The following is a 23,020-nucleotide window of genomic DNA, read 5'->3' as shown; positions in this document are numbered from 1 at the left end:
GACACTACTAGCGTCTCAGGCTCTTTTAGCTTGACCAAAGCCATGCAATATCAATACCAAGTGCTACACAACACAAAGCATTGTTTTATTTGTATATTTTAAGAATTTATATTATTAAACCTATTTAGATAGGCAAAAACCTACCGCAATATCCATATTTGGATGCTGGCTATTGGGCAAAATATACCCACTTGTAGATGACAGGAATTATGGGTGATGCTTATGATATTTGCCCTTATAATATAATAAGGGGTCGTGTTGCGGGTCAGTATGTGCAGTTTCAACTATTCCAAGCAGGATGATATGATCACCGCCATCATGAATTTCATGCGTACTACATTCAATATTTGCAACGCTATCTTTTATAATGGGGCATTGATTATCGCCCAAATGCCATTCGCTTTCAGGAATATGGGAAAATTTGTTTATTCCGCGCTTTGCAAAAATTTCTGATAATTCTTTTTGCCCGGCTGAAAGAATATTAACGGAAAAACTCTTGGCATTATTAAAAATTTCACAACTGCCAGAGCTTTTGGCGATACAAACCAAAATCATCGGCGGTTCAAGCGAAACCGAAGTAAAGGAATTGGCGGTTATGCCATGTGGTTTTGGTTCATTGCCATCATTCGTTTCACAGGTCGTAACAATGGTTACACCGGTTGCAAAGCAACCCATAATATCGCGCAATATGCGCTTATCATGACCTTTGTGATACGTTTTGCGAAAATTTGACATCATATAAATAAGGGGGGCAAATGCCCCCCGAAAAATTATGCATTTGCAACAGGTGGGGCAGTTCTTAAGGAGCGCTGCACCATTTTTTGCCACTGTAACAATGAAACTAGATGCGCATAAATCGCCGCCAAAGCACCGGTATTTTTCAATTCCAAGAACTTAGCGTCATCAAGCGCGTTTAATTTTTCCTCTGAAATTGCGATATAATCAGCAATTTTGATTGGCTGACCAGCTTCACCATTCTCACCTTGTGGAGTGAAGGTAACTGATTTTTCTTCAAATAGGTCGAATTTATTGATAATGTCGCACCATTCTTCGGTCGCGCGTCTTTGACGTTCAAAATCTTGAAGGAATTGCATTGCGCCATTTGAATAATCAGATGGTTTTCCATCAACAAAAAGCGGCAAATCAGGGTTTTCACCAATCATATCAGCTTCTTCATCAATGCAGACAACAAAATTTTCATTGCCTTCATCTGCGGCAAAAACAAACGGATAACGACGAATAAAGGCAGGAACATAAGCGTCAAGTTCCCAGAAACCTTTTTCATCAACAAAGCTGTTAAGACCGGCACGCGCACCAAGCACAGCCAATGGGGTCTTTTTATCAGGTGCAAAAATAATAGGTAAAGAAGATGATGCAATACCGAATTCTTGAACAGTTAGTGGCACAACATGGCTGTCGGCAACAAATCCAAATGGACGTTCAATATTTTTCAAACCTAATTTAGAATGTGCTTCTAAAGATAAAGGTTTAGGGTTTTTATAAAGCATTACTTTTCCTGAAAGCTCAGGCTCACCGGCACCATTTTGCGCGTCAGTCATATATTTCTCCTAAAAATTTCCACTTATCTAATAACAAAAAGGCATATTGCCAAGGCGTTTTGACAATATGCCTGTAAATAATTGCTAATTATGAACTATTTTTGTTTATTTACCCTCGTCCGAATTTGCTGGTTTAGCAATTTTAGAAGGAACAACTTTTATAATTTGTGCATTGTTGGGATTAAAATATTCCTTGGCCAATGCCTTCATTTGTTCAAGTGTCAAATCTTCATATTGCTTTTTACCATCACGCATAATGGTAAGGCGGTTTTTATCCCATGAAGAGGTTGCAAGCCAGTTTAGCCACCACGGGTTATTATGTGTGGTTGCTTCAAATGATGTCATTGCAGGGTTTCGTGCGCGGTCAAACAATTCCTGATCAATTTTCCCATCAGCAAAGTCTTTGGCAATGCTTTCGGTTATGGCAATATATTTATCAACATCCTGCGGTTTTACGTTAAACATCGCACCGATATAGCCATAATCCTTAAATTCAGTAGAAAAATCACCAAGAACCGCAGGTGAATAAGTTCCGGCATATTGTTCACGCAATACATCTGTTAGTTTTACATCAAGCATGGCTTTTAAAATTAATCCTGCACGCCCCTTCTTGCCATCACCATAATCAGATGCCTTCCAGAAAATGCTTCCGATTGCTTGGTCGGCACGACCGTCGTGGTCTAGCGTGGTAACATGACGCCCAGGTGTGAAAACCTCTCCCTCAGACGCAGGAATTGGAACCGGTGCGGCATCACGATTTGGCAATGCGCCAAAAGTTGTGGCCACCGCCTTGATTGCATCATCAGTTTTGACATCACCAACGATTACAATTTCGATGGCATCTTTTTTCAAAGACGCATCAACCGCTTGTTTTACTGGATCAAGTTGTAAATCGCTAAATTCTTTTTCGGTTGGGAATTTTGAATAATCGCTATTTGACGTAATTAATGGTGCAAAATTAACCCCAAAGACCGAATTAGGTGTTGAACGAAGGTTTTTATAAATCGCGTCTTTGGCTGCTTTTATTTGGTTAAACCCGTCTTTGCGCCATGCAGGATCTGTAAAATACGCACCGAAAATCTGCATTTGCAAAGGTAAATCCTGCGCACTGGTAACGCCACTCATACCAAATGATTTTGAACCGGCACCAAAATTAAAGTTTACGGTTTTACCAGCAAGTGTTTTTTGTAAATCATCATAGGTAAAATGACCTAAACCGCCGGCCTCAAACGATGAATTGGCAATCATACCAATCCCATGCATAGTTTTTGGTAATGCGCGAACGCCTTGCCCAAAATTGATGCTGGTACGAATGCGCCCTTTTTCAAAATCTGTTGGCTTGATAACAAGGCGAACATTATTCGGGAATGTTACATAGGTTATGCCCAAATCAGCAACAGTTTCGGTTTTATATGTGGTTGGAACTGTCCCAAAATTTGTATAGTCCCACTGTTTCAATTGCGCCATCTCAGGCTGTTTCACTGGTGCGGCCTTGGCCTTGTTTAATGCGGCAAGAATTGTTTTATCGCCACCCGCAATTGGTTTTTTGGTTGAAACATAAAGAATTTGGGCATCACCCTTCCAAACCTTTTGCAACTCTTGCAATGCGGCCTCTTTGGTAAGTGTTGGAGCAATTTTTTCAAACCACGCCAAATCATCTTCTGCCGACGTATAAACATTGTCATTGGCAAATTCTTCCACGACGCTATCAGCAATATCAGCAGAACGTTTCGCTGCCTTGGTTTCAACCGCCAATTTGAAACGATTTTGGGTATTTGCAATTGCCGCAGTAAATTCGGCATCAGAGAAGCCATATTTTAAAGCACTTTGCAATTCAGCATAGGTTACATCAAAAGATTGCTGCCAAGTATCATCGCTTTTTGGGGTAATGGTTAAATCTGCTGAATTCGTTGCAATACGGTTTTCTTCATTTGAAATAAAAGCCCCAAGGAATGGCGCATTTTCAGAGCGCGAAATCTTTGCAAGCCTTTGATTAACAATTGAGTTTGCAATAGAAACCAATAAATCTTCACGATAATATGGTGTGGTTGATGGTTCTTTTACATATGGTGTTGGCTGAGTGAAGGTGATTTGGGTTGAAACCTGTGGATCAACATAGTTTTTAACCAAAACCCCTTTGGTTTTTAAATCACCCAATGCTGGATCTTTTTGATTTTCGCCAACGCCTTTCCAATCAGAAAATTTGTCTTTAATCATTTTTTCGGTTGCCGCGACATCAACGTCGCCAACCACCACAAGGAATGTTCGTTCAGGGCGATATAGGCCGTAATAAAGCTTTTTAAACTCATCCTGCTTGGCGCTTTCAACAACGCGCATATCGCCAATTGGCCAACGGTCATTCATACGAATACCCTGATAAGTTAGCTTTTGATAATCTTTGGCCTTTTTTACTTCGGGGGTGTTACGTGCCCTCTCCTCACCCTTGATGATGCCGCGTTCACGGTCAATTGCACCGGCATCAAGCAATAAATTACCCGCCGTTTCACGCATTAACATAAGGCCCATATCAATCTGTTCGGGCTTTTTCATATCAAGTTGATAAACAGTTTCATCAAATGATGTATAGGCATTGGAATCCGCACCAAAGGCAACACCGGCCTTTTCCAGCATCGGTATCATATCGCCTTCTTTTACGTTTTTAGAACCATTGAACGCCATATGTTCCAAAAAGTGCATCAAACCTAATTGTTTCTCATCCTCATTCAATGAACCGCCCGCAACCCGCATCCGAATTGCAATCTCACCCTTTGGCTGCGCCCAATGTTGAATGGCATAACGCATCCCATTATCCAAAGTGCCATATTTCACATCGGCATCGGGCTTAAACTCCTGATATCTATCTTGTGGAAAGCCTGGGTCGGGGGCAATTTGCGCAAATGCAGGCGCACCAAGACCAATCGACAATGCAATCGCAAGCGAAATGACGGTGTTTGAAAAAAGATGCTTTTTGGATTTCATTTGGTTTTCCTATTCATCAATAAAAATTTCATGGATACTCATTGCGAACAATTTTGATATTTTGAAGGCAAGCGGAAGTGATGGATCATATTTCCCGGTTTCAATCGCATTTATCGTCTGCCTCGACACCCCAAGTTCTAGCGCAAGGTCATTTTGTGACCAATTCTTTTTTGCGCGCAAGTCCTTTAGGTTGTTTTTCACAGTTTATTACCTATATTTAAGCCAAGTGTAAAAATCACCAACCATAATAGCCAACGTAACACCGGCATAAATTAAATAAGACATCATATCGATTATATTGTTATGGAAAACCAACATTGTAGAATTAAGAAAATCAGGGAATATTTTAAATACTATCAAGGATGCAGACAGAATAAATATTGTAACACCAAAAGCGACTGACTTTGCCTTAAGAGAAATATTCTCTTCAAACTCACCATAATTTTCTGACGGCTTAAAAAATATCGGCAATATCACAACTGCTAAAAGCAACAACATTGTAAAAACAACAGGAAAAATATATGTATCGGTAATATTTCTATATGCGGAATAGGTAATTAATAAACCAATTGGAACTATTGCAATTCTTTGAAGTTTTCCCAAAAACGAAAAGGATAAATATTCATTTTCTTTACCCTCATTTTCATTGAAATATTCTTCAAGAAAAATTCTTGATCTATAACCAAAAACTACAAAACCAATACCCATAAAAATTATAAAAAAATTCAAAAATTTTAATATTACATTTGATGGACCCTTACCCATTATTACATCAATTGAAAATCCAACCAAAATTACAAAAAAGCCGAGTGTCGTGAGCTTATATTTTTTAATCTGTTTTGAAAAATCTTTGTCCATCACACTCTCACCGATATTTTCCGCGCGCATAAAGATGCCCGATTGCCCACGAGGCAATAAGAATAAAAACAGAAACTATTATTGAAACATCAATTGCCTGCGCGCCGAACTGTGTGGCAATTGCGTTTTTAAAATCAACCCAAACCGCCATTGTTATTTGAAACGCACCAATCCCCAAAATTGAGAAATAAAAGGCATTTCTTGCAGCTTCATCACGGATTTTCTGCGCTAGTTCATCGCCAATTTCTTCATCACTTTTGCGCGTGGCAATATCCAAAATCGCCATTACCAACAATATTAAAATTGAAATGATTTCCAAACCGATAAATCTATCAACGTTACCAGCTTTTTTAAAAAGTATCGGTATAAAATATGTGTAGAATACAAAAATAGAAATCATATAATTTAATAATAATAGTTTTTGCGTGACATGGATGTATAACCTGTCGGGCAGGCTGTTTTTTAATTTTCCTATCTTAAACTTGACTTTTAAAAAATACCCGTAGAAACCAGCGCCAATTAAAAACCTTATACCGAGCATTATTATATTCGACATGTCATCAAGCCATATGCTTATAATTAGAGAAACAAAACTAAGCATCAAAAGAAGGAATATGGACGCCTCTATCCTCTTTGAATCTTTCAATAATAATTGCTTATCGTTTTCCATAATGTCGCCCAAAGCTTCCTTGCTGACAAGGAAACTTTACGCAACTTAAGAGCATTGTCAAGCAACCTTGACAAAAATATTTTGATTTTATTTTAAATCGCGCAAAATGCTCTGGGCATCAGGGTATTTTTTCCAATCTGCGGCGCGGTTGCGAAGCCATGTAAGTTGGCGTTTTGCATATTGGCGGGTTTGGGTAATCGCGCTTGAGATGGCTTCATCAAGCGGGGCGCGACCTTCAAAATATTCAATTAGGTTTGGAATACCCAATGCCTTCATGGCGGGTAAATCCTCTGCAAGGCCACGTTTCCAAAGGGCTTCAACCTCTTGTAGGCCACCATTTGACACCATCGCTTTGAAGCGCGCGGTGATTTTTTCATAAACTGGTTCACGTTCCGGCATAAGGCCAATGCCTTGCCAGCTTCCATTTTTTAAAATCGGTGGTTGTTCTTCGGCATGCCAATCGGAAAGTGATTTTCCGGTTGCTTCAAAAACTTCGAGCGCGCGGGCAATACGAACAATATCATTGGCTTCTATTTTTGAGGCATAATAAGGATCGTGCTTTTTAAGGCGGTTATATTGCCCCTTGCGGTCCGCCTCCACAAGTTTGCGGGTTTTGGCACGGATTTCGGGCGGCACAGGTGGGGTTTCAACCATGCCTTGGGTCAATGAATGAGCATAAAGCCCGGTTCCACCAACAAGAATTGCCTTTTTCCCGCGTGATAATACGCCATCAATCGCGCGTTTCGCCTCTAGGATATATTCACCAGTTGAATATGGGTGTGCGGCATCAACATGACCGAATAAATGGTGTGGAATATCACCCATTTCACTTTTTGTCGGTGCAGCAGAAAGAATCGGCAGGTCTTTATAAACCTGCATAGAATCCATATTGATGACCTCGCCATCAAATTTACGTGCGATTTCAATACTTAGGGCGGTTTTGCCCGATGCGGTTGGGCCAAGGATTATAATAATTTCTTTCATAACCTTGCTTTAAATCATTTTCGCAATATCCTAAATGCCACCACGCCAATATTTGCAGGAAATTTGATGAAAAATTATATAAAGCTGTTTTTTATTATCCTTATTGCCATTGCCAACCCCGCGTTTGCGCAATCGAAAAAGATATTATTCATTGGGAACAGCTTTACCTATGGCGCAACCGCAAGCGCCGAATTTTTCCATACTGATACTATTACTGATTTAAACGGGCAAAAATTTGGTGGCGTTCCCGCAATATTTAAGATGCTCTCACAAGAGGCGGGCCTTGATTACGATGTTTATATCGAAACCATACCCGGCGCCACGTTGGAACAACATTATAAAACCAAATATGACATATTAAATCAAAAATGGGATATTGTTGTGATGCACACATTATCTATTCTTGATGGCAAAAACCCCGGAAATCCAGCGCAATTAATTGAATATTCCCAAAAATTTGCCCAAATGTTTCGGGCGCAAAACCCCAATGTAAAAATCTATATGACCGCCACATGGCCGCGTGCAGATCAAATTTATCAGCCTTCTGGGCATTGGTATCACAAAAGCACAACCCAGATGACCAATGATATTATGAACGGGTATCAGGCCGCAAAAAAACAAAATCACGGAAATATTATCGCCGTCATCCCACTTGGTCAGGCATGGGAAAACGCCTTTATAGCAGGGATTGCCGACAACAACCCTTATGATGGAATTGATTCTAATAAAGTGAATTTATGGGGCTGGGATAGCTACCACGCCTCTAATTATGGTTATTACCTTCATGCTTTAATGGATTTTAGCGTGATAAATGGTTTTGACGTAACAAAATTTGGTAAGAACGACCGCGCCGCACGCGAATTGGGAATTTCACCCAAACAGGCAGAACAATTGCAAAATATAGCTGTCCAAACCCTTAAAAAATAAAGAAATATAGTCTTACTGCAAAATTCTCACACAAAAATGAGAACAAAACAAAAACATCGTGCTTTGTTTTTATTGATATTTTTATTTTACTGTATCTAAAAAAGTCACCTATTACGTCACTTTCGGTCGTGTGTGTAAAATGTTCCGCTTGCGTTCCGAGAACATTTCAGATACATATGTTCTTGCGGCGGGGCTAAAAATATTTATCCGCAAATATTTTCCGCCAAAGTTGAAAAATTTAATTCCTTAAACGGGAATCGTGACAGAAGGATTTTAAAACATGGCACAACAATCTTTACGCTTGGTGGAAAAAAACGAAATGGATAAAGAAAAGGCTCTTGAATCGGCATTGGCGCAAATCGAACGCGCTTTTGGCAAAGGCTCTATTATGCGCATGGGTGAAAACACCCCGGCTGTGGAAATTGAATCAGTTTCAACCGGTTCATTATCACTTGACATTGCGCTTGGAATTGGTGGCTTGCCACGCGGTCGTATTATTGAAATTTTTGGGCCGGAATCTTCTGGTAAAACCACCCTTGCCCTTCATTGCATTGCCGAGGCACAGAAAAACGGTGGTGTTTGCGCCTTTGTTGACGCCGAGCACGCACTTGATCCGGTTTATGCAAAAAAACTTGGCGTTGATTTGGGTGATTTATTGATTTCCCAACCTGATACTGGTGAACAAGCGCTTGAAATTACTGATACCTTGGTTCGCTCTGGTGCGGTTGATGTTTTGGTGGTCGATTCTGTTGCCGCCCTTACCCCGAAAGCAGAGATTGAGGGCGACATGGGTGATAGCCTTCCTGGTCTTCAGGCACGTTTGATGTCACAGGCATTGCGTAAACTTACCGCGTCAATTTCACGTTCAAATACTTTGGTCATTTTCATCAACCAAATTCGTATGAAAATTGGCGTTATGTTTGGCTCACCGGAAACTACTACTGGCGGTAACGCACTTAAATTTTATGCTTCGGTTCGTCTTGATATCCGCCGCATTGGTGCAATTAAGGAAAAAGAAGATGTTGTGGGCAACCAAACCCGTGTAAAAGTGGTAAAAAACAAAGTTGCACCACCATTTAAACAAGTTGAATTCGACATTCTTTATGGCGAAGGCATCTCCAAAACTGGTGAATTGATTGATTTGGGCGTTAAGGCCGGAATCGTTGAAAAATCTGGTTCTTGGTATTCATATGACAGCCAAAGAATTGGCCAAGGTCGTGAAAATGCCCGCAGCTTCTTAAAAGCAAACCCAGAAATGGCAACTGAATTAGAAGAAAAAATCCGCAAAAACTCTGGCCTAATTGTTGAGGCATTGGACGAAGGACGCGATGATTTTGATGGCGAATTATAATTCACCACTTCAGTAATTCAATTTTATCATAAAAGTTTCGACCCCGATTGATTAGCCCCCAATCGGGGTCGTTCTTTATTAGCAATCAATAGCTTGCCACCACTGATAAAAACACTCATTTTTCGTGCATTTAGGTGCATGGGCAGTTGATTTTGCGCGCCCCAATGTTAAATCCTTTGCACAGGAAAAATGGAAGTTATATTATTTTTCTAATGTTCCGCAAAATACAGGTAAAATAATGACAAGCGTAAACGAAATCAGAAAAGCATTTTTGGATTATTTTGGTGCAAATGGGCATAATATTACTGCCTCCAGTCCGCTTGTCCCACAAAATGACCCAACATTGATGTTTACCAATGCGGGCATGGTTCCATTTAAAAATATTTTCACCGGGCAAGAAACCCCGCCAAATCCACCGCGCGCCACTTCTAGCCAAAAATGCGTTCGCGCCGGCGGCAAGCATAATGACCTTGATAATGTTGGTTATACTGCCCGCCACCACACATTCTTTGAAATGTTGGGTAACTTCTCTTTTGGCGACTATTTCAAAGATGACGCGATTAAATTTGCGTGGGAATTAATCACCAAGGAATTCGGCCTTAACAAAGACAAACTACTTGTAACTGTCTATCACACCGATGATGAAGCGGCGGCGATTTGGAAAAAAGTTGCTGGTTTCTCTGATGACCGTATCATCCGCATCCCAACATCTGATAATTTCTGGTCAATGGGTGATACCGGCCCATGTGGCCCATGTTCTGAAATCTTCTATGACCATGGTGAGCATATTTGGGGCGGCCCACCAGGATCAGCAGAAGAAGACGGCGATCGTTTCATTGAAATTTGGAACCTTGTATTCATGCAATTTGAAAAGCATGCCGACGGTTCACAAACCAACCTGCCTAAGCCATCAATCGACACTGGCATGGGGCTTGAACGTATTTCTGCGGTTTTACAGGGCGTGCATGATAATTATGACATCGACCTTTTCAAAACCCTTATCAAAGCATCCGAAGATTTAACCGCAACCAAGGCAATTGGTGCGCAACAACCTTCACACCGCGTAATTGCCGACCATTTGCGCGCATCATCATTCCTTATTGCCGATGGTGTTACCCCATCCAATGAAGGTCGTGGTTATGTATTGCGCCGTATTATGCGCCGCGCGATGCGCCATGCCCATATTTTGGGTGCAAAAGAGCCATTGTTATACCGTCTTGTTCCAACATTGGTGAATGAGATGGGCAATGCCTACCCTGAATTAAGACGTGCCGAAGCATTCATTACCGCCACTTTGGAACAAGAAGAAACCCGTTTCCGCCGTACTTTGGGTCGTGGTTTGGCGCTTTTGGACGACGCATCAAAAGATTTGCAAAAGGGTGACGCCCTAAAAGGTGAAACCGCATTCAATCTTTATGACACCTATGGTTTCCCGGTTGACCTTACCCAAGACGTGTTGCGTGCACGCGGCATTGGCGTTGACATGGATGGTTTCAACGCGTCAATGGCAAAACAAAAAGAAGAAGCCCGCAAAAACTGGGCGGGTTCGGGCCAATCGGCAACCGAAACCATTTGGTTTAATTTGTTTGATGAATTGGGTTCTTCTGAATTCCTTGGCTATAACGCCAATGAGGCCAGTGCAAACCTAACCGCAATCGTTACCGGTGGCGCAAAAACCGACGCATTAAAAGCAGGTGAAAAGGCTGAATTAATTTTCAACCAAACCCCATTCTATGGTGAATCTGGTGGTCAGATTGGCGACAAAGGCGAAATCGTTTTTGATAATGGCGCGGTATTTGTGGTTGAAGATACGCAAAAACGCGCGGGCGGTCTATTCTGCCACATTGGTACATTGCAAACAGGTGAAATCAAAACTGGTGATAGTGCGCAATTAAAAATCGACATCAAACGCCGCAATAAAATCCGTGCCAACCACTCGGCAACCCACTTGCTTCACAAGGCATTGCACCAAGTATTGGGTGCGCACGTGGCGCAAAAGGGTTCAATGGTTGGCGATGACAGATTGCGTTTTGACTTTGCGCATGGCGCATCAATGACCCGCGATGAAATTGATCGTGCGGATGCACTTGTTAACGAAGTGGTTCGTCAAAACACCGAAATCACCACCAAATTAATGACCCCAGAAGATGCAATCAACGAAGGGGCAATGGCATTATTCGGCGAAAAATATGGCGATGAAGTTCGCGTTCTTTCAATGGGTAACGATTTGGATGGCAATAAAAAAGCCTATTCCGTGGAGCTTTGCGGCGGCACGCACGCATTCCGCACCGGTGATATTGGTGCATTTGCGATTGTATCCGAAGGCGCGGTTGCCGCCGGCATCCGTCGTATCGAAGCCATGACTGGCGAAGCCGCAATCGAATATTTAAAGTCACAATCTGCATTGGCGCGCGCAGCAGCAGAGCCGTTAAAAGCCCCTATCCAAGAGCTTCCAGCAAAGGTTGATGCATTGCTTGCCGATAAAAAGCGCCTTGAAAAAGAGCTTGCCGAAGCACGCCAAAAATTGGCACTTGGCGGCGGTGGCGGCGCAAGCGCGATTGAAGAAATCAACGGAATAAAGGTTGATGCCCGCGTACTTGACGGCATTGGCGCAAAAGATTTACGCCCAATGGTGAATGACGCAATGGCGAAACTTGGTACCGGTGTGGTTGCCTATATCGCCAAGGCGGATGGCAAAGCCGCCGTTGCGGTTGCGGTAAATGGCGCGGCGGTGAATGCGGTTGATTTGGTCAAAGCGGCGGTTGCGGCAATGGGTGGTCAAGGTGGCGGCGGCAAGCCCGACTTTGCCCAAGGCGGCGCACCATCTGATGAAAACGCCGATGCGGCATTGGCGGCAATCAAGGCGGGGATTTAACCCCCCGCTTATTGCGCAAGCAACATTTGATTTTGATTTTTATTGATTTTTGGCTTGCTGATTTTTGGCAGGCCATTAACAATTATGTGCCCGATATATGCACACGCTACGCCAGCCATAATTTCAAAAAATATCCGTTTTCCGTAAAAAGAACTCACATAATAATTGCCATGGCTTCCATCAATAAAAGCCATAAGTAAATGAAGCATTGGGCCATAAATCACGGCAACCGCCATCAAGATTTTTAATGCTGTCTCGGGGGTTTTATTTCTTGTAACCAAGCGCAATAAAAGCACGGTAAGCATCAAAGGCCAAAATAACATAATGCTATCACGAAGGCTTGAAAGAACAAAAACTTCAAATCCATTATAAACAGGAAATCCGGTAACAATCCCAAATTTTAACGTGCCAACAAGGTTCATGAAACCAAAGTAAAAAATATAGTAAACCAAGCGCGATAAAAACCCGACAACAACCACAGCCATTACAAGCTTTAATGTCGTTATTATTCGGTCATTTTCACGCTTAACACCAAAATTTGCAACAAAATGCCCAACCGCCGCACAAAATGCGCCCGCAAAAATATCCATCGGCAAAATATTAATTAATGTTTGAATTGGCGTTAATCGTTTTTGGTCGATTGCATCGGTAAATAAAACAAATATCACATGAAGGACAATCGCAAATATAACCCCCGAAATTATCAATATCTCTTCAGCTCTTCTCTGTGATTTTCCATAAGTAATTCTTCGCAAAAAATATACATATGCAGTCAAAATAGGGGCAATTATAATTCCATAATCAATTGACCATCTATAAATATTATTTACGTGTTCAAAGAAATATGCGCGAACCTCGAGGCCATATAACAGCTCTCGCCCAATGTGATTTGTCGCATAGCGAAGATAATAGAAGGAAAACCATGCAAGCAACGAAGATATTAAAATTGCAAATAATAGTTTTGAATAATGGCGAATTATATCACCGTCAGATGGTTTCGACACCACCAAATGCCCGATTGCCGCGCAGAACACACCAACAGGCGCAACAATCGCAGCCAATGTAAAAATCGCGGGGTAATTATAATTATGGGTTATTATTGCCGCAACAAACAGTACAATAAATACTAGTGAAGAGGAAAATATAGCACCCGCAAAAAGCAATATTTTTTGTGCGTTGATTGGCGGTTTGTTTATTGTAAATTTTTGTAAAAAGAAGACAAAAACAGCCAATATTGGGAAAATAATGGTTGATGCCAAAAAGCTTGATTTTGGAAAGTCTTTATATTCACTCAATTGCATGGCAACGCTGATTGCCATAATTCTATTGCCGGCCAAGAATTTTACAATTACCGTAACCATTGTGATCAATGCGGGAAAAGCCACAATTGATGCAACATAACAGCCAAGTATAAGACGCAAAATTCCGTTAATTTTGGCGTTTTTCAACGCCCCCAACCTATCCGACAATGCAAACATGGCAATCCCCCACACCACTACCATAGGTGTAATTGTTTGTGATTGAGATAAGGTTTTTGGTTAATGTGGGGTAAAGTAGGTTTATTGGCAGGAATTAAGACGGCATTTCACCCAAAAATCCACCCATTAGGGCATCGGTGATTTGGAGGAATTGGTTCTTATCAGGCTCCCAAGCATCTGCAGCTACACCAAAATCAACGTCAAATTCATTGAAATCACGTTCTAAATTACTAACGCGTATTTTTAAACCTTTGTTACCATCAAAATTAATATAGTGTATTGTATTTACTTTATTATTTGCTTGCCAGTTATCTAGTCCTAATAACTTACAATTCATAGCAGCAAATGCAAAGCCAATAGAGAAAATTTCGTTTGAGTTAAAAACAATCTCTTTTGTTCTAGAACGCGAATTCCTTATTTCTTCCCTGACATGCTTATCGTGAATTACAGCTATTTTTTCAGCATTTATACTTAGGTATCGCGGTAGTTCGAGTAATTCTATTTTATCCCTGAAAACTATACTGCCATGTGGGTGTATAATTTCAAATATATTTTTCCAATTTGGTAATTTACTTTCAATTGATGCCCAATTCTTTGATAGAATTTCTTCTAAAATACCATCATAGTTAAAAGTAATTATTTTAATCTTGTTATTTTCTTTAAATTTTTCCCAATTCGCAACTAATTTCCAATTACCTATAAAATTATTACGAACGACGTTTATGAAGTTATGAATCCAATTTCTTAGAGTTATATTCCCTCCTTTTTCGTCTTTTTTTGTTGTTCCAAATTTATTAACCTGATTGATATTCCTAAGTTTAAAATCTTTACTTATGTACGTCATATCTTCTAGTGAATGTGTTCTATTTAACAGTTCAAAAACTATACATATTTTTAACAACCTAGCTTTATCTCTATTGTATCTAATTAAATCATCTATTGAATCAGAAACCTGACTATTCAACCAAGAGGCATTTTCTCTTAAAAAATTAATAGCTTCACCAAAGTTAAAATTTATATTTTTTCCATTTTCTATATTTTTGTTATCATCAAAACTAAATATTTCATTGTAAGCACAATAAATAGGAGCTCTTTGCATTTTTGCTTCGTATAAATCATTAATATCTTCCACTCCTATCTTTTTAAGATCGGAAAGACTTTTAGCCTCCATAATAAGCCGCATCTGAACTAAATCAATCAAATCCAACCCCGTTGGTAGTCCAAACGGTACTGATGCGCCCGCACCGATAATTATAACCACATCATCACTAAATAGATTTGTTTCCATAAAACCACCCCTTAGGTTGATAGTGATTAATTGCTGATTCTTAGGAAGTGTAACCGTGTGCGAATAGTTTATGCACAGATTCTTTCCCCCTCCGTCCGCTTCGCGTCCACCTCCCCCGTTTCACAGGGGAGGACAAAGATTACGCCCATGCTCCCCTGTTTACGGGGGAGCTGTCACGATTTATCGTGACTGAGGGGGCAGCAAATCATTAATAATTAATCCATCTATCCCCACCTGAATAAATGCCTTTAATATCCAAAGTTTGTTTTGGCTGAATTGATTGGTGCGGCTTGGGTATGTCAGGAAATGTCAGGTTTTTTGGCGATGCTAAATTTGGTGGATGTCAACAAATGTCAACATTTTTGGGCGACACATAAAATAGACGCCAACAATCAGATAACCAATTGATTATCAATCATTTTTCTAAAAATAATCGCTGTTACACATTGTCAATAATGGTTAGAATTCGCGTCCACCCCCTCCGTTTTACGGGGAAAGTAGAAGGTTCAAATACGTTCCCGCGCAACAAAAAAGCCCGCTGTTTCCAACGGGCTTTTTAAAAAGTGCGAAAGGGTAAATATTTATTCCGCCGCAACCGTATTGGCGACTTCAACATATTCGTCAATTTGGTTGAAGTTCATATAACGGTAAACGCTATCTTTTTGGCCGTTGATAACGCCCATTTCAGCAAGATATTCCTCAACAGTTGGAAGTTTACCAATTTTTGATGCCACCGCCGCAAGTTCAGCAGATGACAAATAAACATTGGTGTTGCGACCCAAACGGTTCGGGAAGTTACGGGTAGAGGTTGAAACCACCGTTGCACCTTCGTGAACCTGTGCTTGGTTACCCATGCAAAGCGAACAGCCCGGCATTTCGGTACGCGCACCCGCAGAGCCAAAAGTTGAATAGTGACCTTCTTTAACAAGTTCAGCTTCATCCATTTTGGTTGGTGGCGCAACCCAAAGGCGGGTTGGAATGTCTTTTTTGTCTTTCAACAACAAAGATGCTGCACGGAAGTGACCGATATTGGTCATACAAGAACCGATGAAAACCTCATCAATTTTTGTACCTGCAACTTCTGACAATAGGCGTGCATCATCTGGATCATTTGGTGCGCAAAGAATTGGTTCTTTGATTTCGTCCATATTGATTTCGATAACGGCCGCGTATTCTGCGTCTTTGTCGGCTTCGATAAGAACAGGGTTTGCAATCCACTCTTCCATTTTTGCGATACGGCGGGCAATGGTTTTGTCATCCTTATAGCCATCCGCAATCATGTTTTTCAAAAGCACGATGTTTGATTTCATATATTCAATAATCGGCTCTTTATTCAATTTTACGGTACAACCAGCCGCAGAACGTTCTGCTGATGCGTCGGTTAATTCGAACGCCTGCTCAACTTTCAAGTCTGGTAGGCCTTCGATTTCAAGGATTTTACCAGAGAAGATGTTGATTTTGCCTGCTTTGGCAACGGTCAAAAGACCTGCTTTGATTGCATAATATGGAATTGCGTGAACCAAATCACGAAGGGTTACGCCCGGCTGTAAAGTGCCGCTAAAGCGAACCAAAACTGATTCCGGCATATCAAGTGGCATAACGCCAGTTGCCGCACCAAATGCCACAAGACCAGAACCCGCAGGGAATGAAATACCAATTGGGAAACGGGTGTGGCTGTCGCCGCCTGTACCAACAGTATCAGGCAATAGCATACGGTTTAACCAAGAGTGGATAATGCCATCACCCGGACGAAGCGCAACACCACCGCGATTATAAATAAACGCCGGCAATGTTTTATGGGTTTTAACGTCAACTGGTTTTGGATATGCCGCAGTGTGGCAGAATGATTGCATCACAAGATCCGCAGAGAAACCAAGGCATGCAAGGTCTTTTAGCTCGTCACGGGTCATTGGGCCTGTGGTATCTTGTGAACCAACAGTTGTCATTTTTGGTTCGCAATATGTACCAGGGCGAACGCCTTGACCTTCTGGAAGACCGCACGCACGACCAACCATTTTTTGTGCCTGTGTAAAGCCTTTACCGCTATCAGCAGGGCTTTGAGGAAGGCGGAAAATATCGGTAACGCCAAGACCCAACGCCTCACGCGCACGTGTGGTTAGACCGCGACCAATGATAAGGTTGATACGACCACCGGCCTGAACCTCGTCAAAAATCACTTGTGATTTAAGTTCGAAATTCGCGATTACCGCGCCATTTTTCTCAACTTTGCCTTCATATGGGTAAATGTCGATTACATCGCCCATATTCATTTGGCTTACGTCAACTTCGATTGGAAGCGCGCCAGAATCTTCTTGGGTGTTAAAGAAAATCGGTGCAATTTTACCGCCCAAGCATACGCCGCCAAAACGTTTGTTTGGAACATATGGAATATCTTCACCAGTCCACCAAATCACGCTGTTGGTTGCTGATTTACGGCTTGAGCCAGTACCAACAACATCGCCAACATAGGCAACAAGATTGCCTTTTGCTTTTAGGTCTTCGATGAATTTAATTGGGCCACGAACACCGTCCTGCTCTGGGGTGATGCCGTCACGTTTGTTTTTCAACATTGCAAGGCCGTGCAAAGGAATATCAGGGCGTGACCATGCATCCGGTGCCGGTGACAAATCGTCGGTATTGGTTTCGCCGGTTACTTTGAACACGGTTACAGTGATTTTTTCCGCCACTTTTGGACGCGAAGTAAACCATTCGGCATTTGCCCATGATTCCATAACCGCTTTGGCATTTGCATTGCCCGCCTTGGCAAGGTCGGCAACATCATTAAAGAAGTCAAACATCAAAAGGGTATGTTTCAAACCTTCGGCAGCGGTTGCGCCAACTTCGGCATCGCCCAAAAGGTCAATCAATGGTTTAACGTTATAACCACCAACCATTGTACCCAATAATTCAGTTGCTTTTTTACGGTCAATAAGGGCAACCTTTACACTGCCTTCAGCAACAGCGGCAAGGAATGACGCCTTTACATGCGCCGCATCATCCACACCCGGTGGTACACGGTGGGTAAGAAGGTCAAGCAAAAACGCCTCTTCACCAGCAGGTGGGTTTTTGATTAATTCGATTAAATCAGCGGTTTGTTGCGCACTTAACGCAAGTGGCGGTATCCCAAGGGCGGCACGTTCATCAACATGTTTACGATATTCAGCTAACATTTTATCCTCTTATTTTTTTATACCTGCGCCATTCGAGGTCACAGGTGGGTTTGAACTATGCCCCCCAAAGGGTGTGCCCAATAGAAAGTGGTAGTGACCAATTTCTGCCAAACAGCAGGGGGTAATTATGCGGAATGATGCACAAAATAATTCGCCATTCCACAGGTCTCACATAGTATCAAATGGTTAAAAATGAAAGTGGCAATGTGAATAAATTGCGGCAGGTTGACGCAATACTTTTGGGTTAGAGGTTCACGCCCCTTGCAATCCCCCACCCTCGCCCCTATTTCAAAATAATGACTGAAAAAATTGATACAAACACTCCGACACAAAACCCGAAACTTGCGCCGCTGCCGCTTTTGATTTTTTCAAGCCGCTGGTTGCAATTACCGCTTTATATTGGCCTTATAGGTGCGCAAGGCGTTTATGTTTATAAATTCCTTGTTGAACTATGGCACTTAATCACCCATGCCACCACTTTTGGCGAACAAGACATCATGCTTGTGGTGCTTGGACTTATTGACGTTGTAATGATTTCCAACCTTTTGATAATGGTTATTGTTGGTGGCTATGAAACCTTTGTTTCCCGCCTAAATCTTAATGGCCATCCCGATCAGCCAGAATGGCTAGATCATGTAAATGCCGGCGTCCTAAAGGTTAAACTTGCGATGGCAATTATCGGTATTTCCTCAATCCACCTTTTGCGCACCTTTATCGAGGCATCAAAAATCGGTCTTGCGGGTGCAAACATCACCGCAGAAGCCGTGATGTGGCAAACCATTATCCATTTTGTCTTTATTATTTCGGCAATTGGTATCGCCTATGTCGATAAATTAACGCATACTGAGCATTAATTTAGGTTGGGCATTAATTTGCCGGTGTTGCCTCTGCCTCTTTCATCGGCAGTTTGATGCCAACCAATTTCCAACCAACAAGCCCGTTTTTCTTCATCCGAAGGGAAACGGGTTTTTTATTGGGGTTATTCTTTTCGGAAACAACCACATTAACACTATCGATTGAGGTCCATTGAACATCAATTTTCACATCGCTTTTTGGTTCTGATTCCGCACCTGGGCTTGGGGGCGCTTGTTTGACTACCCTTAGCTCACCATCTTTCATGATGGTGGTAATGGTGTCGGCATTTACAAAAGCATCAACCAATTTATCGACCATTGCAGCACCCATCGCAACACCCATTGCCGCAAATGGATTATCCTTTTCTTTGGTCATTTCGGCCTGTAAAGATGCCATCATCTGGCTTTTGACATCCTCACGAACTGCGGGGAAATCAACCGCATTGGCAACCTGATCCCGATTACCGGCAACCGCCGCATTTTTAAGGTTATACAATGCCAATAATGGCGAAAAATAATACCCCGCCCCCGCGATGATTACCAATAAAACCACAATTATCACCAGCGGGGAGGAGGATTTCTTTTTCATTTCACAAACCTTTATTAATGCGCGCCAAAAATTGCCATTGGCAAAATCGCAACAATAGTAGCGCTTAGCATGGTTGCCAAAAACCCAGGGATAAGTGCCTTCCACGCTAGTTCAAGAATTTCACCACGTCTTTCTGGCATTAATGCCGTCATACCGCCGGTCATAATCCCGACTGAACCAACATTGGCAAAGCCGCAAAGCGCATAAGTCATAATCATTCTTGTGCGTTCGGTCATTGCTGCCTCTGGAATTGCACCTAAATCTAGGAACGCCACAAATTCGGTAAGGAATAGTTTTGTTCCCAATAAACCGCCGGCTTGTTGGCTTTCGTTCCAAGGAATACCAATCACCCACGCCAATGGCGAAAAGATAAAGCCAAAAATCCGTTGCAAAGTAAGTGGCGCCCCCGCCACATCACCAAACACGCCCAAAACACCATTGATAATTGCAACAAAACTTACGAACACCAAAAGGAATGCGCCAACATTAATCATCACCATAAGGCCATCTTGCACACCATGGGTAATCGCATCCATAGATGAAGAATATTTAAGCTGCGAAGTATAATCCAAATCTGCGCCGCCATCGAATAAGGTTTCGGGTATCATAATCCTTGCCGCCAAAATCCCCGCAGGTGCGGTAATGATTGACGCCACCAAAACGTGGCCCGCAGCATTCGGCAAGGTTGGGGCAAGAATTGTTGCATATGCAACCATGGTTGAACCCGCAACCGTTGAAAGCCCCACCACCATCATCATAAACAATTCAGATCGGGATAATTTATCCAAATAGCCCTTGATAACAATCGGGCTTTCGACCATGCCCATAAAAATATTAGCGGCGGTCGCAAGGGCGGATGCACCACCAAGCCCCATCGACTTTTCAAACAAAAAGCCAAAGCCACGGGTTATCCATTGTAAAATTTTCCAATGCCACAAAAGCGCAGACAGCGCCGAGATTACAAGAATCAATGGCAAAACGTTAAAGGCAAATAAGAATGGTGGCGGTGCATTGGCATCAACCTTTACAAATGGCATATCGCCACCGCCAAGATAGCCAAATACAAACTTTGTCCCCTCCGCAGTTGCGGCGGCAAGACCATCAACCGCAGAGTTTACGGTGTTTAAAACCGCCTGCGATGCCGGCAATCCGAACAATAAAAATACCAATACTGCCTGAACAGCCATCGCGCCAATTGCCAGACGCCATGGAAACTTTTTGCGATTTTCCGACAAAAGCCACAAAATTAATATTATTAAAACCGCGCCAAAAATTGCGCGTGCATTATCAAGACCCCAAGCCATTAATACCTCTCTCCACAATGATTAGATACAATTAACAAAGGGGCAAGTGTTATATTCATTTTCATGTGGAATTGGTCGGTTTCATGACAAAAATTTATGCCATGCACAGAGCATTCGCAAATAATCGCCATTGAATAATCATAAAACTATTCTAAACATATAAATCATTTTTGGAGTTATCATCATGGCAAGAGCTGACGAAGTTGATTATGAAATTTTTGGCGAAGAAATGCAATTTGTTGAGGTTGAGCTAGACCCAGGTGAAAGCGCGGTCGCCGAAGCCGGAATGATGATGTACAAAGACCCAAGCATTGATATGGATGCGGTTTTTGGTGATGGCTCAGGTCAAAAATCGGATTTACTTGGGACATTACTTGGTGCGGGTAAACGCCTTTTAACTGGCGAAAGCTTGTTTACCACCGTTTTCACACACAAAGGCCAAGGCAAAGCAAAGGTCGCATTTGCAGCCCCCTACCCCGGACATATCTTGCCGCTTAAATTAACCGATTTTGGCGGACGTTTGATTTGCCAGAAAGACAGCTTTTTGGCGGCTGCACGCGGTGTGCAATTGGGTATATTCTTTCAAAAGAGAATTTTAACAGGGCTTTTTGGTGGCGAAGGCTTTATTATGCAGCAGCTTGACGGTGATGGACTTGTTTTTGTTCATGCCGGTGGTTGCATTATTCGCAAGGATTTACAGGCTGGCGAAACTATACATATTGATACAGGTTGCGTTGTTGCCTTTACACAAAATGTTGATTTCAACATTGTTCGCGCTGGCTCAATTAAATCAATGATTTTTGGTGGCGAAGGTGTTTTCTTTGCCGAATTAAAAGGCCCTGGTACAGTTTGGATTCAATCCTTACCATTCTCCCGTCTTGCTGGTCGGATGCTTGCCAGTGCGCCACAAAATGGCGGTTCAACAGGCGAAGGCTCGGTTCTTGGTGGCCTCGGCAGATTACTTGATGGTGACAATTAATGAAAAATTTCAATCCGCGTAAAATTTTCGCGCTTTTATTTGGTATTTTGGGCGGGGCATCGGTTTTATTACTTGCCTATTCGCACCATGCAAAAGATCACAATGGTGAATTAATCGCGATTGCCGCCAATGTTATGACGCCGCACGCTTTGTTGGGGCTTTTCGCAATTAGCCAATTTGAGAAAATTGGCCGTTTTAGCTGTGCGGCGGCAATGTTCACAATGTTGGGCATGGTTCTTTTTGCAATTCCGGTAACAATGATGGGATTTGGCATTTTGGCACGCACCCCTTCGGCACCTTTTGGCGGAATAAGCTTCACAATTGCTTGGATTATTTTGGGGCTTGGTTTCATTTTAAGGAAAACCGATGATATTGCTTAAAAATCGTGGTGTTTTGGCAGTTAAGGGCGAAGATGCATTAAACTTCCTAAACAATATTTTGACTAATAATGTCGATGATGCCACCGCTGAAACTGCTGTTTTCGCGGGCCTTTTGTCGCCGCAAGGTAAATATCTTTTTGATATGTTTGTGATGCGAAAAGATGACGGCTTTCTGCTTGATTGCAATGCACCGCAAGAGCTGTTCAAACGCCTTAAGATGTACAAATTACGCTCAAAAGTCGAACTAACTGATTTATCAGAAGAATATTCGGTCTTTGCAAATATGACGCCTGCCAAGGGTGGCTTTAAGGATCCTCGCAACGAGAATATTGGCTATCGTATTATTGCACCGATTGACACCGAACAAGATGGCGATTTTGCAGACTATGAAAACCTGCGAATTGCCAACAGCATCCCCGAATTACAACAAGACTTAATTCGTGATGGTGATTTTGCGCTCGAAGGTTTGATGGATGAAATGGGCGCCATTGATTTTCACAAGGGTTGTTACGTTGGCCAAGAAATGACATCGCGTATGAAACGCCGCACAACAGTGAAAAACAAATTGATGCAAATTGGTTTTTCTGGCCCCACTCCCGCCTATAATTCCCCTATTGTTTCTGCTGATTCTACTGTTGGTTATACTAGAAGTGTAATTAATAATATCGGTATGGCATTGATTAGAATTGATAAATTAGAAAACGCTATTACGCAGGGTCAAAAATTACTTGCCAATGGGACAGAAATATTTATACCCGAAAAAAAATGAGCAGGG

18 protein-coding genes and 2 pseudogenes are annotated in these 23,020 nt (G+C 42.1%); 7 read left to right on the top strand and 13 right to left on the bottom strand.

Going from position 1 to position 23,020, the window contains the following annotated elements:
- Positions 1-207: 207 nt before the first annotated feature.
- The 8 genes and pseudogenes from KXV15_RS09625 to miaA form a co-directional block, all read right to left on the bottom strand.
- Positions 208-735 carry a flavin reductase family protein gene (locus KXV15_RS09625; protein ID WP_240007975.1) on the bottom strand — a complete coding sequence of 176 codons (528 nt, stop codon included), beginning with the start codon at positions 733-735 and terminating at the stop codon, positions 208-210.
- 35 nt (positions 736-770) lie between these two features.
- A complete protein-coding gene (locus KXV15_RS09620) occupies positions 771-1,559 on the bottom strand; it encodes a SapC family protein (RefSeq protein ID WP_240007974.1) in 789 nt (262 codons plus the stop codon).
- Positions 1,560-1,664: 105 nt separating this feature from the next.
- Positions 1,665-2,435 (bottom strand): annotated as a pseudogene (locus KXV15_RS13560) (M16 family metallopeptidase); the annotation flags it as partial.
- 912 nt (positions 2,436-3,347) lie between these two features.
- Positions 3,348-4,361 (bottom strand): annotated as a pseudogene (locus KXV15_RS13555) (M16 family metallopeptidase); the annotation flags it as partial.
- 186 nt (positions 4,362-4,547) lie between these two features.
- The gene (locus KXV15_RS09610) at positions 4,548-4,739 is read right to left on the bottom strand and encodes a helix-turn-helix transcriptional regulator (RefSeq protein ID WP_240007972.1); all 192 of its coding nucleotides are present in this window, start codon (positions 4,737-4,739) and stop codon (positions 4,548-4,550) included.
- Positions 4,740-4,745: 6 nt separating this feature from the next.
- A complete protein-coding gene (locus KXV15_RS09605) occupies positions 4,746-5,426 on the bottom strand; it encodes a hypothetical protein (RefSeq protein WP_240007971.1) in 681 nt (226 codons plus the stop codon).
- A complete protein-coding gene (locus KXV15_RS09600; protein ID WP_240007970.1) occupies positions 5,404-5,796 on the bottom strand; it encodes a hypothetical protein in 393 nt (130 codons plus the stop codon). The genes KXV15_RS09605 and KXV15_RS09600 overlap by 23 nt, the downstream gene beginning before the upstream one ends.
- 357 nt (positions 5,797-6,153) lie before the next feature.
- On the bottom strand, positions 6,154-7,050 hold the full coding sequence (miaA, locus tag KXV15_RS09595) for a tRNA (adenosine(37)-N6)-dimethylallyltransferase MiaA (protein WP_240007969.1): 897 nt from the start codon (positions 7,048-7,050) through the stop codon (positions 6,154-6,156).
- Positions 7,051-7,116: 66 nt separating this feature from the next.
- Here miaA and KXV15_RS09590 point away from each other — a divergent pair, with 66 nt between their 5' ends.
- From KXV15_RS09590 to alaS, 3 genes are all read left to right on the top strand, one after another.
- Positions 7,117-7,977 (top strand): SGNH/GDSL hydrolase family protein, encoded by an 861-nt coding sequence (locus tag KXV15_RS09590; protein ID WP_240007968.1) that lies wholly within the window; start codon positions 7,117-7,119, stop codon positions 7,975-7,977.
- Between the two features lie 280 nt (positions 7,978-8,257).
- Positions 8,258-9,328: a recombinase RecA gene (gene recA / locus KXV15_RS09585; protein WP_240007967.1), complete on the top strand. Its 1,071-nt coding sequence runs from the start codon at positions 8,258-8,260 to the stop codon at positions 9,326-9,328.
- A 238-nt stretch (positions 9,329-9,566) separates the two neighbouring features.
- On the top strand, positions 9,567-12,203 hold the full coding sequence (alaS, locus tag KXV15_RS09580) for an alanine--tRNA ligase (RefSeq protein ID WP_240007966.1): 2,637 nt from the start codon (positions 9,567-9,569) through the stop codon (positions 12,201-12,203).
- An 8-nt stretch (positions 12,204-12,211) separates the two neighbouring features.
- Here alaS and KXV15_RS09575 read toward each other — a convergent pair whose 3' ends face one another.
- The 3 genes from KXV15_RS09575 to acnB all read right to left on the bottom strand — a co-directional run bounded on the left by KXV15_RS09575 (position 12,212) and on the right by acnB (position 18,139).
- The gene (locus KXV15_RS09575) at positions 12,212-13,681 is read right to left on the bottom strand and encodes a hypothetical protein (RefSeq protein ID WP_240007965.1); all 1,470 of its coding nucleotides are present in this window, start codon (positions 13,679-13,681) and stop codon (positions 12,212-12,214) included.
- A 94-nt stretch (positions 13,682-13,775) separates the two neighbouring features.
- A complete protein-coding gene (locus KXV15_RS09570) occupies positions 13,776-14,969 on the bottom strand; it encodes a hypothetical protein (protein WP_240007964.1) in 1,194 nt (397 codons plus the stop codon).
- Positions 14,970-15,550: 581 nt separating this feature from the next.
- Entirely contained in the window at positions 15,551-18,139 is a 2,589-nt protein-coding gene (gene acnB, locus KXV15_RS09565) for a bifunctional aconitate hydratase 2/2-methylisocitrate dehydratase (RefSeq protein ID WP_240007963.1), read from the bottom strand.
- Positions 18,140-18,435: 296 nt separating this feature from the next.
- Between acnB and KXV15_RS09560 the strand changes: the two genes are divergently transcribed.
- The gene (locus KXV15_RS09560) at positions 18,436-18,993 is read left to right on the top strand and encodes a TIGR00645 family protein (RefSeq protein WP_240007962.1); all 558 of its coding nucleotides are present in this window, start codon (positions 18,436-18,438) and stop codon (positions 18,991-18,993) included.
- Between the two features lie 13 nt (positions 18,994-19,006).
- On the opposite strand, the gene KXV15_RS09555 is transcribed toward KXV15_RS09560, so the two are convergent.
- Positions 19,007-19,582, bottom strand: a complete 576-nt coding sequence (locus KXV15_RS09555) for a DUF2939 domain-containing protein (RefSeq protein WP_240007961.1) — start codon at positions 19,580-19,582, stop codon at positions 19,007-19,009.
- Positions 19,583-19,596: 14 nt separating this feature from the next.
- Positions 19,597-20,886, bottom strand: coding sequence for a NupC/NupG family nucleoside CNT transporter (locus tag KXV15_RS09550; protein WP_240007960.1), 1,290 nt, complete (start codon positions 20,884-20,886; stop codon positions 19,597-19,599).
- A 184-nt stretch (positions 20,887-21,070) separates the two neighbouring features.
- Here KXV15_RS09550 and KXV15_RS09545 point away from each other — a divergent pair, with 184 nt between their 5' ends.
- The 3 genes from KXV15_RS09545 to ygfZ are packed head-to-tail and all read left to right on the top strand — an operon-like array spanning position 21,071 to position 23,014.
- Positions 21,071-21,865: a TIGR00266 family protein gene (locus KXV15_RS09545; protein WP_240007959.1), complete on the top strand. Its 795-nt coding sequence runs from the start codon at positions 21,071-21,073 to the stop codon at positions 21,863-21,865.
- Positions 21,865-22,245, top strand: coding sequence for a DUF423 domain-containing protein (locus tag KXV15_RS09540; protein ID WP_240007958.1), 381 nt, complete (start codon positions 21,865-21,867; stop codon positions 22,243-22,245). Before KXV15_RS09545 ends, KXV15_RS09540 begins: the two co-directional genes overlap by 1 nt.
- Positions 22,232-23,014 carry a CAF17-like 4Fe-4S cluster assembly/insertion protein YgfZ gene (gene ygfZ / locus KXV15_RS09535; RefSeq protein ID WP_240007957.1) on the top strand — a complete coding sequence of 261 codons (783 nt, stop codon included), beginning with the start codon at positions 22,232-22,234 and terminating at the stop codon, positions 23,012-23,014. Before KXV15_RS09540 ends, ygfZ begins: the two co-directional genes overlap by 14 nt.
- Positions 23,015-23,020 lie beyond the last annotated feature (6 nt).

Source organism: Pseudaquidulcibacter saccharophilus (genome assembly GCF_019455445.1).
Lineage (GTDB): Bacteria > Pseudomonadota > Alphaproteobacteria > Caulobacterales > Aquidulcibacteraceae > Pseudaquidulcibacter > Pseudaquidulcibacter saccharophilus.
The sequence above is the reverse complement of the archived record's forward strand: the minus strand, read 5'-3'. Positions and strand labels throughout refer to the sequence as shown.

What these genes read in the sequence shown, in the direction of transcription:
- KXV15_RS09625 (WP_240007975.1), bottom strand. Translation starts at nt 735, where the DNA reads ATGTCAAATTTTCGCAAAACGTATCACAAAGGTCATGATAAGCGCATA.
- KXV15_RS09620 (WP_240007974.1), bottom strand. Translation starts at nt 1,559, where the DNA reads ATGACTGACGCGCAAAATGGTGCCGGTGAGCCTGAGCTTTCAGGAAAA.
- KXV15_RS09605 (WP_240007971.1), bottom strand. Translation starts at nt 5,426, where the DNA reads ATGCGCGCGGAAAATATCGGTGAGAGTGTGATGGACAAAGATTTTTCA.
- KXV15_RS09600 (WP_240007970.1), bottom strand. Translation starts at nt 5,796, where the DNA reads ATGATTTCTATTTTTGTATTCTACACATATTTTATACCGATACTTTTT.
- miaA (WP_240007969.1), bottom strand. Translation starts at nt 7,050, where the DNA reads ATGAAAGAAATTATTATAATCCTTGGCCCAACCGCATCGGGCAAAACC.
- KXV15_RS09590 (WP_240007968.1), top strand. Translation starts at nt 7,117, where the DNA reads ATGAAAAATTATATAAAGCTGTTTTTTATTATCCTTATTGCCATTGCC.
- recA (WP_240007967.1), top strand. Translation starts at nt 8,258, where the DNA reads ATGGCACAACAATCTTTACGCTTGGTGGAAAAAAACGAAATGGATAAA.
- alaS (WP_240007966.1), top strand. Translation starts at nt 9,567, where the DNA reads ATGACAAGCGTAAACGAAATCAGAAAAGCATTTTTGGATTATTTTGGT.
- KXV15_RS09575 (WP_240007965.1), bottom strand. Translation starts at nt 13,681, where the DNA reads ATGTTTGCATTGTCGGATAGGTTGGGGGCGTTGAAAAACGCCAAAATT.
- KXV15_RS09570 (WP_240007964.1), bottom strand. Translation starts at nt 14,969, where the DNA reads ATGGAAACAAATCTATTTAGTGATGATGTGGTTATAATTATCGGTGCG.
- acnB (WP_240007963.1), bottom strand. Translation starts at nt 18,139, where the DNA reads ATGTTAGCTGAATATCGTAAACATGTTGATGAACGTGCCGCCCTTGGG.
- KXV15_RS09560 (WP_240007962.1), top strand. Translation starts at nt 18,436, where the DNA reads ATGACTGAAAAAATTGATACAAACACTCCGACACAAAACCCGAAACTT.
- KXV15_RS09555 (WP_240007961.1), bottom strand. Translation starts at nt 19,582, where the DNA reads ATGAAAAAGAAATCCTCCTCCCCGCTGGTGATAATTGTGGTTTTATTG.
- KXV15_RS09550 (WP_240007960.1), bottom strand. Translation starts at nt 20,886, where the DNA reads ATGGCTTGGGGTCTTGATAATGCACGCGCAATTTTTGGCGCGGTTTTA.
- KXV15_RS09545 (WP_240007959.1), top strand. Translation starts at nt 21,071, where the DNA reads ATGGCAAGAGCTGACGAAGTTGATTATGAAATTTTTGGCGAAGAAATG.
- KXV15_RS09540 (WP_240007958.1), top strand. Translation starts at nt 21,865, where the DNA reads ATGAAAAATTTCAATCCGCGTAAAATTTTCGCGCTTTTATTTGGTATT.
- ygfZ (WP_240007957.1), top strand. Translation starts at nt 22,232, where the DNA reads ATGATATTGCTTAAAAATCGTGGTGTTTTGGCAGTTAAGGGCGAAGAT.